At 60.1% G+C, this 14,680-nt stretch carries 10 protein-coding genes; 5 read left to right on the top strand and 5 right to left on the bottom strand.

Annotation, left to right across the window (positions count from 1 at the left end):
* The first annotated feature begins 186 nt into the window (after window positions 1-186).
* Window positions 187-933 carry an SDR family oxidoreductase gene (locus tag AB4O01_RS04350; protein WP_460090787.1) on the top strand — a complete coding sequence of 249 codons (747 nt, stop codon included), beginning with the start codon at window positions 187-189 and terminating at the stop codon, window positions 931-933.
* A 79-nt stretch (window positions 934-1,012) separates the two neighbouring features.
* Here the strand turns inward: AB4O01_RS04350 and mapR are convergent, their stop codons facing one another.
* From mapR to AB4O01_RS04365, 3 genes are all read right to left on the bottom strand, one after another.
* The gene (mapR, locus tag AB4O01_RS04355; protein ID WP_460090788.1) at window positions 1,013-2,422 is read right to left on the bottom strand and encodes a GntR family transcriptional regulator MpaR; all 1,410 of its coding nucleotides are present in this window, start codon (window positions 2,420-2,422) and stop codon (window positions 1,013-1,015) included.
* A gap of 312 nt (window positions 2,423-2,734) precedes the next feature.
* On the bottom strand, window positions 2,735-4,165 hold the full coding sequence (gene ccoG / locus AB4O01_RS04360) for a cytochrome c oxidase accessory protein CcoG (protein ID WP_460090789.1): 1,431 nt from the start codon (window positions 4,163-4,165) through the stop codon (window positions 2,735-2,737).
* A 195-nt stretch (window positions 4,166-4,360) separates the two neighbouring features.
* Complete coding sequence (locus AB4O01_RS04365) at window positions 4,361-4,609, bottom strand: DUF3203 family protein (protein ID WP_460090790.1); 249 nt, start codon at window positions 4,607-4,609, stop codon at window positions 4,361-4,363.
* 123 nt (window positions 4,610-4,732) lie between these two features.
* Between AB4O01_RS04365 and AB4O01_RS04370 the strand changes: the two genes are divergently transcribed.
* Entirely contained in the window at window positions 4,733-5,245 is a 513-nt protein-coding gene (locus AB4O01_RS04370; RefSeq protein ID WP_186624731.1) for an MgtC/SapB family protein, read from the top strand.
* A gap of 125 nt (window positions 5,246-5,370) precedes the next feature.
* On the opposite strand, the gene AB4O01_RS04375 is transcribed toward AB4O01_RS04370, so the two are convergent.
* Window positions 5,371-5,529 carry a hypothetical protein gene (locus AB4O01_RS04375; protein WP_003224520.1) on the bottom strand — a complete coding sequence of 53 codons (159 nt, stop codon included), beginning with the start codon at window positions 5,527-5,529 and terminating at the stop codon, window positions 5,371-5,373.
* Between the two features lie 217 nt (window positions 5,530-5,746).
* Between AB4O01_RS04375 and AB4O01_RS04380 the strand changes: the two genes are divergently transcribed.
* From AB4O01_RS04380 to glgB, 3 genes are all read left to right on the top strand, one after another.
* Window positions 5,747-7,744: an alpha-1,4-glucan--maltose-1-phosphate maltosyltransferase gene (locus AB4O01_RS04380; protein ID WP_460090792.1), complete on the top strand. Its 1,998-nt coding sequence runs from the start codon at window positions 5,747-5,749 to the stop codon at window positions 7,742-7,744.
* A 161-nt stretch (window positions 7,745-7,905) separates the two neighbouring features.
* Entirely contained in the window at window positions 7,906-11,247 is a 3,342-nt protein-coding gene (gene treS, locus AB4O01_RS04385) for a maltose alpha-D-glucosyltransferase (protein ID WP_460090793.1), read from the top strand.
* Window positions 11,248-11,249: 2 nt separating this feature from the next.
* Complete coding sequence (gene glgB / locus AB4O01_RS04390; RefSeq protein ID WP_095050725.1) at window positions 11,250-13,481, top strand: 1,4-alpha-glucan branching protein GlgB; 2,232 nt, start codon at window positions 11,250-11,252, stop codon at window positions 13,479-13,481.
* A gap of 129 nt (window positions 13,482-13,610) precedes the next feature.
* On the opposite strand, the gene AB4O01_RS04395 is transcribed toward glgB, so the two are convergent.
* Window positions 13,611-14,678, bottom strand: a complete 1,068-nt coding sequence (locus AB4O01_RS04395) for an autotransporter domain-containing protein (RefSeq protein ID WP_460090794.1) — start codon at window positions 14,676-14,678, stop codon at window positions 13,611-13,613.
* Window positions 14,679-14,680: the final 2 nt, after the last annotated feature.

Raw genomic sequence — 14,680 nt, forward strand, 5'->3', positions numbered from 1 at the left:
TTATCGTTCTTCGCGAGCAAGCTCGCTCCCACATTTGGAATGCATACCCCTGTGGGAGCGACGGTGCGACGATTCGACCTGCTCGCGAAGGCGTCCGGCCCGACACAACAGACCTCATGCAAAACCCGCCAATGGCGGTTATTCTTCCCCCCGACTGTTACGTGTGCATTTGGGGGAAAGGCCAGCATGGATAAAGTCATTGTGATCACCGGTGGCGGGCGCGGGATTGGCGCCGCTACGGCGTTGTTGGCTGCCGAGCAAGGTTATCGGATCTGCATCAACTATCAGTCGGATGAGCAAGCCGCGCAAAGCGTGCTGGAGCAAGTTCGCGGATTAGGCGCCCAGGCCATCGCCGTGCGTGCCGACGTCAGCATCGAAGACGAAGTGATCGCATTGTTCCATCGGGTCGACGCCGAGTTGGGCCGGGTCACCGCGCTGGTGAACAACGCCGGCACTGTCGGACACAAATCGCGGGTCGACGAAATGTCCGAATTCCGCATCCTCAAAATCATGAAAACCAACGTACTGGCGCCGATTCTCTGCGCCAAACACGCGATCCTGCGCATGTCGCCCAAGCACGGCGGGCAGGGTGGCAGCATCGTCAACGTGTCGTCGGTGGCCGCGCGTCTCGGTTCGCCCAACGAATACGTCGATTACGCCGCGTCCAAAGGCGCGCTCGACACCTTCACTATCGGTTTATCCAAGGAAGTGGCGGGCGAGGGGATTCGGGTCAACGCGGTGCGCCCGGGTTACATCTATACCGATTTCCACGCACTGAGCGGCGATCCGGATCGGGTCAGCAAGCTTGAGTCGGCGATTCCTATGGCCCGTGGCGGGCGCCCGGATGAAGTGGCGGAGGCGATTGTCTGGTTGTTGTCGGATAAGGCTTCTTATGCGACCGGGACGTTTGTTGATTTGGGTGGTGGGCGCTGATCGCTTGGATTTGCTTCGATAGCACCGCCCCCTTCGCGAGCTTGCTCGCGAAGAGGCCAAGGCAAACACCATCAATCTGTCAGAACGACCGCACAATCCGCCCCAATGTCTCCATGGCCTTTTCCGAATCCTCGGTCCAAGGGCTGCCATAGTTCAACCGAATACAATTCCTGAAGCGCTGCGTCGGCGAAAAGATCGGCCCCGGCGCAATGCTGATGCCTTGCGCCAGTGCCATCTGAAACAACTTCAGCGAATCCATTTGCGGTGGCAGTTCCAGCCATAAGAAGTAGCCGCCGGCCGGTTGGCTGACCCGCGTCTGCGCCGGGAAGTAGCGGGCAATCGCCGCGAGCATCGCGCTCTGCTGTTCTTCCAGTGCGTAACGCAGTTTGCGCAGGTGCCGGTCATAACCGCCGTGTTGCAGGTAGTCGGCAATCGCCGCTTGCGCTGGCATCGAAGCACACAGAGAGGTCATCAGTTTCAGTCGTTCGATTTTCTGCGCGTAACGTCCGGCGGCAACCCAGCCGATGCGGTAGCCGGGGGCGAGGCTTTTGGCGAATGAACCGCAGTGCATCACCAGACCTTCCGTGTCGAACGCCTTGGCCGGTTTCGGTGCTTGTTGGCCGTAATAGAGTTCGGCGTAAACGTCGTCTTCGATCAGCGGCACCTGATGGCGGCGCAGCAGTTCGACCAGTTCCTGTTTCTTCGCCTCGGGCATGGTTGCACCCATCGGGTTCTGGAAACTGGTCATGCACCAGCAGGCTCTGACCGGATGGCGTTCGAGGGTTTGCGCAAGTACGCCGAGGTCAATGCCATCGCGCGGGTGCACGGGAATTTCCACGGCTTTGAGTTTCAGCCGTTCGAGCACTTGCAGGCTGGCGTAGAACGCCGGGGCTTCGATGGCCACCAGATCGCCCGGTTCGGTGACGGCTTGCAGGCACAGGTTCAGCGCTTCGAGGGCGCCGTTGGTGATCAGCAGCTCTTCCATTGGCAGCATCAGGCCGCCGACCATGTAGCGCAGGGCTATCTGTCGGCGCAGTTGCGGATTGCCCGGCGACATGTCGGTGACGACCATGCGCGGGTCCATCTCGCGGGCCGCGCTGGCCAGCGAGCGCGACAGGCGCTGCAACGGGAACAGGGTCGGGCTGGGGAACGCCGAACCGAACGGCACGGTACTCGGGTCCTTGATCGAATCGAGGACCGAGAACACCAGTTCGCTGACGTCGACTTCGGTGGAATCGTTGACGTGGCTGCTGATCACCGGCTCCGAGAACGGGCTCGGCGCGTGGGTATTGACGAAATAGCCGGAGCGCGGCCGGGCGCGGATCAGGCCACGGCGTTCGAGCAGGTAATAGGCCTGGAATACCGTGGACGGGCTGACCCCGTAGGTCTGGCTGGCGTAACGCACCGAGGGCACGCGCTGGCCGGGGCCAAGGACGCCGGAGCGGATCAGTTCAGCGATGTCGTCGGCGAATTTTTCGTAGCGTTTCATCGAGGAGCCTTGGTGCTGGTTGATGATGAGGTGTGTCAGGAGAACTGCCCCTCACCCTAGCCCTCTCCCAGAGGGAGAGGGGACTGATTGGGGGATGCTTGTGAACTACACCGACCTGAAAGTGCTTTGCTGAATCCACAATCGACTCAGCTTGATGTGCTTTGCTAAATCCATAATCGACTCGGCTTGATAGTGCTTTGCTGAATCCATAGTCGATTCGGTCTGTCAGGTCGATGTATAGCGACAGACACCTCGGTCGGCTCCCTCTCCCTCCGGGAGAGGGCTGGGGTGAGGGAAAAAGATTCTAACGGCTCAGCGATTCATCGGCGCAACAAACCTGCTCTTCGCCACGCTGTAAACCTCAGGCTCATCCCTGTCGACAATCTTGAAACTCAAGGTCTGCGAACTGCTGGCCGGGCGTTCCGTGGTCATCGCCACCGACACCGGCACATCGACAATCTCACCCGGCGCCAGGCTCAGTTCAGTCTTGCCCTGCAACTGGAAGCCGTCGCCATCCACCAGACTCAGGTTGTAGTCCTGGCGCTGCTGGGTCTTGTTGATGACTTTGAGGGTGTAGATGTTTTCGATCTGGCCCTGACCGTTCTCGCGGAACAACCCGCGATCCTTGGTCACGTCCAGCGAGACCATTGGCCGCTCGATCAACGCCAACGCCAATGCGCCGATCATCGCCACCAGCACCACGGTGTAACCGATCAGGCGCGGGCGCAGCAGGTGGGTTTTGCCGCCCTGCAGTTCGCGCTCGGAACTGTAGCGGATCAAGCCGCGCGGGTAGTTCATCTTGTCCATGATCGAGTCACAGGCGTCGATGCACGCGGCGCAGCCGATGCACTCCATCTGCAAGCCGTCGCGGATGTCGATGCCGGTCGGGCAGACCTGCACGCACAACTGGCAGTCGATGCAATCACCCAGGCCAGCCTCGAGCGGTTTCACGTCGCGTTTACGCGGGCCACGGTTTTCGCCACGGGCCACGTCGTAGGAAATCGCCAGGGTGTCCTTGTCGAACATCACGCTCTGGAATCGCGCATACGGGCACATGTGCATGCACACCGCCTCACGCAGCCAACCGGCGTTGATGTAGGTGGCGGCGGTGAAAAACAGCACCCAGAACAGGCTGACGCCGCCGATTTGCAGGGTCAGCAGTTCTTCGGCCAGCGGCCGGATCGGCGTGAAGTAACCGACGAAGGTCAGGCCGGTCAACACGCTGATCGCCAGCCACAGGGTGTGCTTGGCCGCGCGTCGGGCCAGTTTGTTCAGGCTCCACGGCGCGGCTTGCAGTTTGATGCGTTGGTTGCGTTCGCCTTCGGTGATCTTCTCGCACCACATGAAGATCCACGTCCACGAACTTTGCGGGCAGGTGTAACCGCACCAGACCCGACCGGCAAACACGGTAATGGCGAACAGACCGAACGCAGCGATGATCAGCAGCGCCGACAGCAGAATGAAATCCTGCGGCCAGAACGTCGCGCCAAAGATGTGGAATTTGCTTTCGGAAAGATCCCAGAGCACCGCCTGACGTCCGCCCCAGTTCAGCCACACGGTGCCGAAAAACAGCACGAACAGAAATCCCGCGCCGCTCATGCGCAAGGTGCGGAACAGGCCGGTGAAGCTGCGGGTGTGGATCTGGTTGTCGCTGGACTTGGCCGTCGCCTTCATTGGGCGTGCGGGCACACTTTTGATAGTTGGAGATGCTTCTACGGTTCGGACGGGGATTTGTTCGCTCATGGTTATTCGCTCATCAGCCTCCATCAGGCCAGAGCACTATGAGCGTCGATCTGTTTGCATAACAGACTCAGCTATTTCAATAAAAAGCGGATCAGATGCGATTCTGCGCAACGCCTGCGACAACTTGAAGCAGCCCGCAGACAAAGGCGCAAACGCCTATATCAGGCGTTTGCGCGGGGTGTTGATCAAGGTCAGTCAAATCACCGAACCACTCTCGTCAGCCTTCAAGTGCTTGCGACCATCCTTGGCGCCTGCGACGGTCAATTCGTCGGCTTCTGCTTCGGTGATGTACACGCGCCGGCCTTCTATTTCCACAAACGACATGGCCTTGTCGCTGTCCGTGCGCACTTCCAGAGTGTCGCAAATGCGGATTTCTTCGCCATTCTCGACGGTGAAAAAACACACTTTCTGTTCGGGATTGGATTCATCGACTCGAACGGGCATGAGGGCAGTCCTTTTTCTGGGGGGGCTGAAAGGTTAGGGCGCGCGCTTCGCCGATGGTTCTGCGCAACTGATTAATGGTCGCCGCTGTCCATCGTCTATCCAGCCAATAACAAGGACTGCACGATGGACGCGTGGTGGCATGAAGTGTGGCAAACCCTGCAGGCGGAATTCGCCGACGTCGGCGATGCTTCGCAATTGACGCGCATCACCGTGCGCCTGCTGATGGCGGCGGTACTGGGCGGCATTCTCGGTTTTGAGCGCGAACACAAGGGCAAGGCTGCCGGGGTGCGCACGCATATGTTGGTGGCGCTGGGGGCTGCGCTGTTTGTACTGGTGCCGCAGACATCAGGGGCGGAATCCGATGCGATGAGCCGCGTAGTCCAAGGGGTGATTGCCGGGATCGGCTTTCTCGGTGCCGGGACTATCCTGAAAAACAAGGAAGGTGATGAAGGCCATGTCAAAGGCCTGACCACGGCTGCCGGGCTGTGGATGACGGCAGCCATTGGGGTCGCGGCGGGATTGGGCAGGGAAGCAACGGCGCTACTCAGTACTTTTCTGGCGCTGGGGATTTTCAGCGTGATGCCGCGCATCGTGAAGCTGTTCGAAAAGGACGAGGAAAAGACTGATGACCACTGATCATTCCTGCGCCGGATGATCGTTCCCACGCTCTGCGTGGGAATGCCTCAATGGACGCTCCGCGTCCGCTTTGGGACGCGGAGCGTCCCGGGCTGCATTCCCACGCGGAGCGTGGGAACGATCAGTTAGACGATGACTGGTGGCATCGTCGTTGGTGGTTCTTCTTTCGGCGGTGGCGTGGTGCCGGGTGGTTCCTGCTCGGGAATTGGCTGCGGCTCGGTCTCGGGCAGCGTGGGTTTGTCGATGTTCGGATCGGGCGTTTCGGCCGGGATCGGGATATTCATCTGATGACCTCCGTGTGGCACATGGCGTGAGAAGTGCTTAAGTGGATTGACCACCCTGCACGCAATTCGATCCGCTTTTCTGACACGGCAATTTCATCTGAACTTTTCCCGGCGCCGGTCGCTCGGAACCTAAGTGAGTTCATTTCGGGGCAGGCGCTTCGTTGTGAACACTGATCCGGCACAAGAGCGTCCTTGGGGCGTTAAGGAGAGATGCTCAATGACTGCTGAAAGACCTTCTGAACTGAGCTACAACCCGCACATGCCGCTGTCGCAGGCGTTGCTGCTGCCGCGCATTGCCATCGAAAACACCATGCCGACCCTCGATGGCGGGCAGTTCGCCGTGAAGTCGATTGCCGGCCGTGAGGTGGTGGTCACCAGCAAGGTGTTTGCCGACGGTCACGACAAACTCGCGGTGCGCATCCGCTGGCGCGAGGAAGGCGAAGACACCTGGGAAAGCGAGGTCATGACCGATCAGGGCAATAACGGCTGGCAAGGCCAGTTCCGCCCTGAACACCAAGGGCGCTTCCTCTATTGCATCGAGGCGTGGATCGATCACTTCGCCAGTTTCCAGTACGAACTGGAGAAAAAACACAGCGCCGCCGTACCGGTTTCGCTGGAGTTGCAGGAAGGCCGGAGCATGGTGCAACAGGCCGCCGAGCGCAGCGAAGGTCAGCTCAGTGAACAGCTCGCCGCGTTGCACCACGAATTGTCCGGGCTGCTCGAAACCGAGCAGGTCGCGCTGTTCCTGCACTCGCGCAGTGCGCAGTTGATGGCTGAGGCCGATCACCGCGCCTACCTGAGCGTCAGTCCGGAATATCCGGTAGATGTCGAACGCGAACTGGCCGAATTTGCCAGTTGGTACGAACTGTTTCCGCGCTCGATCACCGACGATCCCCACCGTCACGGCACCTTTAATGACGTGCATGCGCGTTTGCCGATGATTCAGGACATGGGCTTTGACGTGCTCTATTTCACGCCGATCCACCCGATTGGTCGCGCCCATCGCAAGGGGCGCAACAATTCCCTGACCGCCGGTCCCGATGATCCCGGCAGCCCTTATGCCATCGGTAGTGAGGAGGGTGGTCACGAGGCGATCCACTCGCAACTCGGCACTCGCGAGGACTTCCGCCGATTGGTCGCCGCTGCTGCCGATCACGGCCTGGAAATCGCCCTCGATTTCGCCATTCAGTGTTCCCAGGATCACCCGTGGCTCAAGCAGCATCCGGGCTGGTTCAACTGGCGCCCGGACGGCACGATCAAATACGCGGAAAACCCGCCGAAGAAATACCAGGACATCGTCAACGTCGACTTCTATGCGCCGGACGCGATTCCGAGCCTGTGGGTCGAATTGCGCGACATCGTCATTGGCTGGGTCGAAGAGGGCGTGAAGATCTTTCGCGTCGACAATCCGCACACCAAACCACTGCCGTTCTGGCAATGGCTGATCGCCGATGTTCGGGCGCTATATCCGGAAGTGATCTTCCTCGCCGAAGCCTTCACCACGCCGGCAATGATGGCGCGGCTGGGCAAGGTCGGTTACACGCAGAGCTACACCTATTTCACCTGGCGCAACAGCAAGGCTGAGCTGGCGACGTATTTCACTGAGCTGAATGAATCGCCGTGGCGCGAATGCTACCGGCCGAATTTCTTCGTTAATACGCCGGACATCAACCCGGCATTCCTGCACGAATCCGGGCGTCCAGGATTTCTGATTCGTGCGGCGCTGGCGACCATGGGTTCAGGCTTATGGGGCATGTATTCGGGGTTCGAGCTGTGCGAGTCGGCGCCGGTGCCGGGCAAAGAGGAATACCTCGACTCGGAGAAGTACGAGATCCGCATCCGCGACTTCACCGCGCCGGGCAACATCATTGCCGAGATCGCCCAGCTCAACCGCATCCGCCGGCAGAACCCGGCGCTGCACACGCATCTGGGCCTGAAGGTCTACAACGCCTGGAACGACAACATTCTGTATTTCGGCAAGCGCAGTGTCGACGGCAGCAACTTCATTCTGGTCGCGGTCAGCCTTGATCCGCATAACGTGCAGGAGGCGAATTTCGAACTGCCGCTGTGGGAAATGGGCCTGCCCGATGACGCGACAACCCACGGTGAGGATTTGATGAACGGGCATCGCTGGGACTGGCATGGCAAGTACCAGTTCATGCGCATTGACCCGGCGTACCAGCCATTCGGCATCTGGCGAATTACCGCTACGTAATGATCGTTCCCACGTCGAGGCGTCGAACCGTCTGCGTGGGAACGCATCCCGGGACGCTCCGCGTCCCAGAAACTGACGCAGAGCGTCCATGGCGGCATTCCCACGCGGAGCGGGGGAACGATCATCGTGGGGGCTTTTAAAGCATTCAGCAGGAGTTTCACATGGCGAAGAAACCCAAGGCAGCCACCTTTATCAAAGACCCGCTCTGGTACAAGGACGCGGTGATCTATCAAGTTCACGTCAAATCGTTTTTCGACTCCAACAACGACGGGATCGGCGACTTTCCCGGCCTGATCGCCAAACTCGATTACATCGCCGACCTCGGCGTCAACACCATCTGGCTGTTGCCGTTCTATCCCTCGCCACGTCGCGACGATGGCTACGACATCGCCGAATACCGTGGCGTGCACAGCGATTACGGGACCATGGCCGACGCCAAGCGCTTTATCGCCGAGGCGCACAAGCGTGGCTTGCGGGTGATCACCGAACTGGTCATCAACCACACCTCCGACCAGCACCCGTGGTTCCAGCGTGCGCGCAAGGCCAAGCCCGGCTCGGCGGCGCGGGACTTTTACGTGTGGTCGGATGACGATCAGAAATACGACGGCACGCGAATCATTTTCCTCGACACGGAAAAATCCAACTGGACCTGGGACCCGGTCGCCGGACAGTACTTCTGGCACCGTTTCTATTCGCACCAACCGGATCTGAATTTCGACAATCCGCAAGTGATGAAAGCCGTGCTCTCGGTGATGCGCTACTGGCTGGACATGGGCATCGACGGCCTGCGCCTCGACGCGATTCCGTACCTTATCGAGCGTGATGGCACCAATAACGAAAACCTGCCGGAAACCCACGACGTCCTCAAGCAGATCCGCGCCGAGATCGACGCCAATTACCCCGATCGCATGCTGCTCGCGGAGGCCAACCAATGGCCGGAAGACACCCAGCTGTACTTCGGTGATACCGATGCGGCAGGCCTTAACGGTGATGAATGCCACATGGCGTTTCACTTCCCGCTGATGCCGCGCATGTACATGGCGCTGGCTCAGGAAGATCGTTTCCCGATCACCGACATTCTGCGCCAGACCCCGGAAATTCCCGCCAACTGCCAATGGGCGATTTTCCTGCGCAACCACGATGAGCTGACGCTGGAGATGGTCACCGACAAAGAGCGTGACTATCTGTGGAATTACTACGCGGCTGACCGTCGGGCGCGGATCAACCTCGGCATCCGCCGTCGTCTGGCGCCGTTGATGGAACGCGATCGCCGCCGCATCGAATTGCTCAACAGCCTGCTGCTGTCGATGCCGGGCACGCCGACCCTGTATTACGGCGACGAGATCGGCATGGGCGACAACATCTACCTTGGCGACCGCGATGGCGTGCGTACGCCGATGCAGTGGTCGATCGACCGCAACGGCGGCTTCTCCCGTGCCGATCCGGCGAGCCTGGTGCTGCCGCCGATCATGGACCCGCAATACGGCTATCTGTCGGTCAACGTCGAAACCCAGTCCGGCGATCCGCATTCGCTGCTCAACTGGACCCGACGCTTGCTCGCTGTGCGCAAACAGTCCAAGGCGTTTGGCCGTGGCACGTTGAAAATGCTCTCGCCGAACAACCGTCGCGTGTTGGCTTACACGCGCGAATTCACTGATGCCGATGGCAAGCACGAAATCATTCTCTGCGTGGCCAACGTCTCGCGCAGTGCGCAAGCGGTGGAGCTGGACCTGTCGGCCTACGTCGGCATGGTGCCGGTAGAGATGCTTGGCGGTAATGCGTTCCCGCCGATTGGCCAGTTGAATTTCCTCCTGACCCTGGCGCCTTACGGTTTCTACTGGTTTGCACTGGCAGCGGAAAACCAGATGCCGAGCTGGCACGTGGAGCCGGCGCAAAGCCTGCCGGACTTCACCACGCTGGTGCTGAAAAAACGCATGGAAGAATTGCTCGAAGCGCCGTCGCGCACATCGCTGGAGCAAAACATTCTGCCGAGCTGGCTGCAGAATCGCCGCTGGTTCGCCGGCAAGGACGCAGCCATCGACAGGGTGCATCTGGCCTACGGCGTGCGTTTCGGCGATGCGCAGCATCCGGTGCTGCTCAGCGAAATCGAAGTCACCGGCGGCGGGCAGACCAGTCGTTATCAACTGCCGTTCGGCTTTATTTCCGAAGATCAGGTCGGCCCGGCGTTGCCGCAGCAATTGGCCTTGTCCCGTGTACGCCGAGTGCGACAGGTCGGCTTGATTACTGACGCGTTCAGCCTTGAAACGTTTATTCGTGCGGTGCTGCAAGGCATGCAGAACAACACCGTGCTGGAGTCGAGCGAAGGCGAAATCCGCTTCGCACCGACGCCGCATCTGGAAACGCTCGGCCTCGGTACCGAGTCGGAAGTGCGTTATCTGTCTGCCGAGCAATCGAACAGTTCGGTGGTGATCGGCAATAGTCTGGTGCTTAAGCTGATACGCAAAGTCGCTTCTGGCGTACACCCGGAACTGGAGATGAGCGCTTACCTGACCGAGGCCGGATTTGCCAATATCTCTCCGCTGCTCGGCTCGGTGATTCGCCGCGATGCCAAGGGCGAAGACAATCTGCTGATGATCGCCCAAGGCTATCTGAGCAATCAGGGCGACGCCTGGGAATGGACGCAGAACAACCTCGAGCGGGCGCTGCGCGATGAGCTGGCCGATGCCATGTCCGAACAGGAACAGCATTACAACGCCCTCGGTGAACTGAAGGATTTTGCCGGCATGCTCGGTCAGCGTCTGGGCGAGATGCACAAGGTGCTCGCCGCGCCCACCGACAATGCCGACTTCGCCCCGCAGGTGTCGACGGCCAAGGACATGCAGGCCACCGGCAAGGATGTTGTGGCGCAGGTCGAACACGCGCTGAAACTGCTCAAGCAGCATCAGGGCGAACTCAATGCGGCGGATCAGAAACTGGTCAAACGCCTGATCGACGAGAAGAAAACCATCCTCACGCACGTGCAGGATCTGGCGAAAAAGGCTGTCGGCGGTTTGCGCATTCGCGTCCACGGCGATCTGCATTTGGGCCAGGTGCTGGTGATCAAGGGCGATGCCTACCTGATCGACTTCGAGGGTGAACCGGCGCGGCCATTGGGCGAGCGTCGTGGCAAACACAGTCCGTACAAGGATGTCAGCGGCGTGCTGCGCTCCTTCGATTATGCGGCTGCAATGACCATCAACGTGCACAACGTTGACCACAGCGCCGAGTCTGAAACGGCGCGGCGCCTGGTCGCCGAGCGCTATCTGCGTGAGGCCCGCGAGGCATTTGTTCAGGCATATCGCCGCGCGGCAGCTAGTCTTGATCATGCCTGGCAAGATCCTGAAGGTGCCGACGCCGCGCTGGCGTTGTTCGGCCTGGAGAAGGCGGCCTATGAAGTGGCCTATGAAGCCGAAAATCGCCCCACGTGGCTGCCCGTGCCGTTGCACGGTTTGTATGGGTTATTGACGGGGCTTAAACCCTTTTCCGATCTTGGTGGAGAGTAGTCATGAGTTTCTCGAACAAGGAACAGGGTGCGGTTAAAGAAACATTGCTGCCCTCGGCGAAAGATATTGATGCCTTGGTCCGCGCTGAACATCACGACCCTTTTTCCATTCTCGGCCCGCACGGCGATGGCGCTGGCGGGCAGTTCATTCGTGCATATCTGCCCGGGGCGCTGAGTGTCGTGGTGCTGGACAAGGACAGCGGTGAAGAACGCGGTCCGCTGGAGCAGACCGAAACGCCGGGGCTGTTTGTCGGCCATTTCGATCAGGCGCGGCCGTATCAGTTGCGTACGCGCTGGGCCGGCGGCGAACAGGTTGCCGAGGATCCTTATAGCTTTGGCCAGTTACTCGGTGAAATGGACTTGTATCTGTTCGCCGAAGGCAATCACCGTGACCTCAGCGCCTGTCTCGGCGCGCAATTGAAAACAGTGGATGGCGTCGACGGCGTACGCTTTGCGGTGTGGGCGCCGAATGCCCGGCGCGTGTCGGTGGTTGGCGATTTCAACGTCTGGGACGGCCGCCGCCATCCGATGCGCTTGCGGCACCCGTCCGGGGTCTGGGAACTGTTCATCCCGCGCCTGCAAGCGGGCGAGTTGTACAAATACGAAATTCTTGGCGCCCACGGCATTCTGCCGCTCAAGGCTGACCCGATGGCGCTGGCCACCAGCCTGCCGCCGGACACCGCTTCGAAAGTCGCTGAACCGCTGCAGATCGACTGGCAGGATCAGGAGTGGATGAGCAGCCGACGCGACCGGCAGAAACATTCGGCGCCGCTGTCGATCTACGAATTGCACGCCGGTTCGTGGCAGTGCGAACTGGATGATCTCGGCGAAGTCGCCCGCCAGTACACCTGGCCGGAACTCGCCGAACGCTTGATTCCCTACGTCAAGGAACTGGGTTTCACCCACATCGAACTGATGCCGATCATGGAGCACCCGTTTGGTGGCTCCTGGGGTTATCAACTGCTTTCGCAATTCGCCCCGAGTGCGCGGTACGGCTCGCCGGCGCAGTTCGCTGAATTCGTCGACGCCTGCCACCGCGCCGAGATCGGCGTGATTCTCGACTGGGTACCGGCGCATTTCCCTACCGATACTCACGGTCTCGCCCAGTTCGACGGCACCGCGCTGTACGAATACGGCAACCCGCTGGAAGGGTTTCATCAGGATTGGGACACGCTGATCTACAACCTCGGCCGCACCGAAGTGCACGGCTACATGCTGGCTTCCGGGTTGCATTGGTTGAAACATTTCCATGTCGATGGTTTGCGCGTCGATGCGGTGGCTTCGATGCTCTATCGCGACTATTCGCGCAAGGCAGGCGAATGGGTGCCAAACCGTCATGGCGGTCGGGAAAATCTGGAGGCCATCGACTTCTTGCGGCATTTGAACGATGTGGTCGAACTGGAAGCACCGGGTGCGCTGGTCATCGCCGAAGAATCCACGGCGTGGCCCGGTGTCAGCCAAAGTACGCAGCAGGGCGGCCTCGGTTTTGCCTACAAATGGAACATGGGCTGGATGCACGATTCGTTGCATTACATTCAGCAGGATCCGGTGTACCGCGCGCACCATCACAACGAGTTGAGTTTTGGTCTGGTCTACGCTTGGTCCGAGCGTTTCATCCTGCCGATCTCCCACGATGAAGTGGTGCACGGCAAGCATTCGCTGATCGACAAGATGCCCGGCGATCGCTGGCAAAAATTCGCCAACCTGCGCGCGTATCTGAGTTTCATGTGGACCCATCCGGGCAAGAAGCTGTTGTTCATGGGTTGCGAGTTTGGCCAGTGGCGCGAGTGGAATCACGATCAGCAACTGGATTGGTATCTGCTGCAGTACTCCGAGCACAAGGGCGTGCAGAAACTGGTCGGCGATCTCAATCGGCTGTATCGCGAAGAGCCGGCGCTGCACGATCAGGACGACGCGCCGCAGGGTTTCCAGTGGTTGATCGGCGACGATGCGATCAACAGCGTTTATGCCTGGTTGCGCTGGAGCAAGGAGGGTAAACCGGTGCTGGTGGTGGCCAACTTCACGCCGGTGCCGCGTCAGGCCTATCGCGTGGGTGTGCCGTTTGCCGGGCGCTGGACTGAATTGCTCAACAGCGATGCCGACACCTATGCCGGTTCCAATTACGGCAATGGCGGCGGGGCGTTTACCGAGGAGGTGCCGAGCCATGGCCAGTCGTTGTCGCTGGAGCTGAATCTGCCGCCGTTGGCGGTGTTGATCCTCAAGCCGGAGGGTTGATCCGGTACCGCAAAACCTGTGGGAGCGAGCTTGCTCGCGAAGGCGATATGTCAATCAACAATGATGTTGAACGTTACACCGCTTTCGCGAGCAAGCTCGCTCCCACAGGGGCCTTCGGTAGCCTGAAGATCACCAACGCATCCGCACCCCAAGGCTGCCAATGATCCCGTTCAAATCATTGTCATCGACATCACTGCTGTAATCGGCACTGACATACAGACTCACCACAGGCGTCACCCGCGCCACCAGCCCCAGGCCCAACTCAACGGTCGATGACTTGCGGCTGCTGCTGATCTTGTCGACCTGATCCAGCGTCACCGTGCTGCCGGTATAAACGGTGTGCCACAGGTTGGTGCGCACATAAGGTTCGACCGGCAGACCATTCAAATCGTAACTGCCTTTCAAACGGGCACCGACGCGGCCGCTCCAGGCCGTCAGATCGGTGGAGGACGCATTGCCCGAGCCGGCGTAGGGCGTGTCGAGGGTGATGCGTTGATTGATCAATTGCGCCTGCGGTTCGACCACCCAGTTGTCGCTCAAGCCAATCGGAAAACCGCCTTCGACCGAGAAGGTCATGGCGCTGCCTTCGGTGGCTTGCCGGGCGCCTTGGCCGTTGCGACTGAAACCGCTGACCCGGCCACCGCTGGCCGATAAATCCACGTGCCAGCCCTGGGCGCCGATCAGGCTGTAATAAGCGCCGACGCTTTGGCCTTGCAGGTTGAGAGTGTCGCTGTTCGGGTCGGCCAAGGCGCGGCTGGTGAGCAAGCCATTGCCATTGGCCCGGATCTGGTTGAAGCCGCCGATCAGGCCGAGGGTCTGGGTATGGTTGCCGCTTTGCACGGTGAGCACCGCCGGGCCTTTGAAGTCGCCGCTGCCGGGTGTTGCGAAGCCTGACGACAGCACATCGGTTTGCGCCTGGCGGGCGTTTCGACCGTACAACTCGTCCCAGGCCGACGGTGCGAGGTCTTCGGTAATCAAGCGCGTGCCCCGCAGATCGGGCCGTGGGCTGAAGCGTTGCGGGCCGGGGGTAATGACGGTGACGGGCAACGTCATCACGGGCACATCCGCGCGGTACCAAAGGGTGGTTTCATCCGCCGCAGGACCGGCCTGCGCCTCCATGGATGAGCACAGCAAGATAGAACTCGACACTGTGCAGAACGTGATTTTGATCTCGTGTGGGGTGATTGAAGTTCTCATGG

This window comes from Pseudomonas sp. S2_E02 (assembly GCF_054668355.1).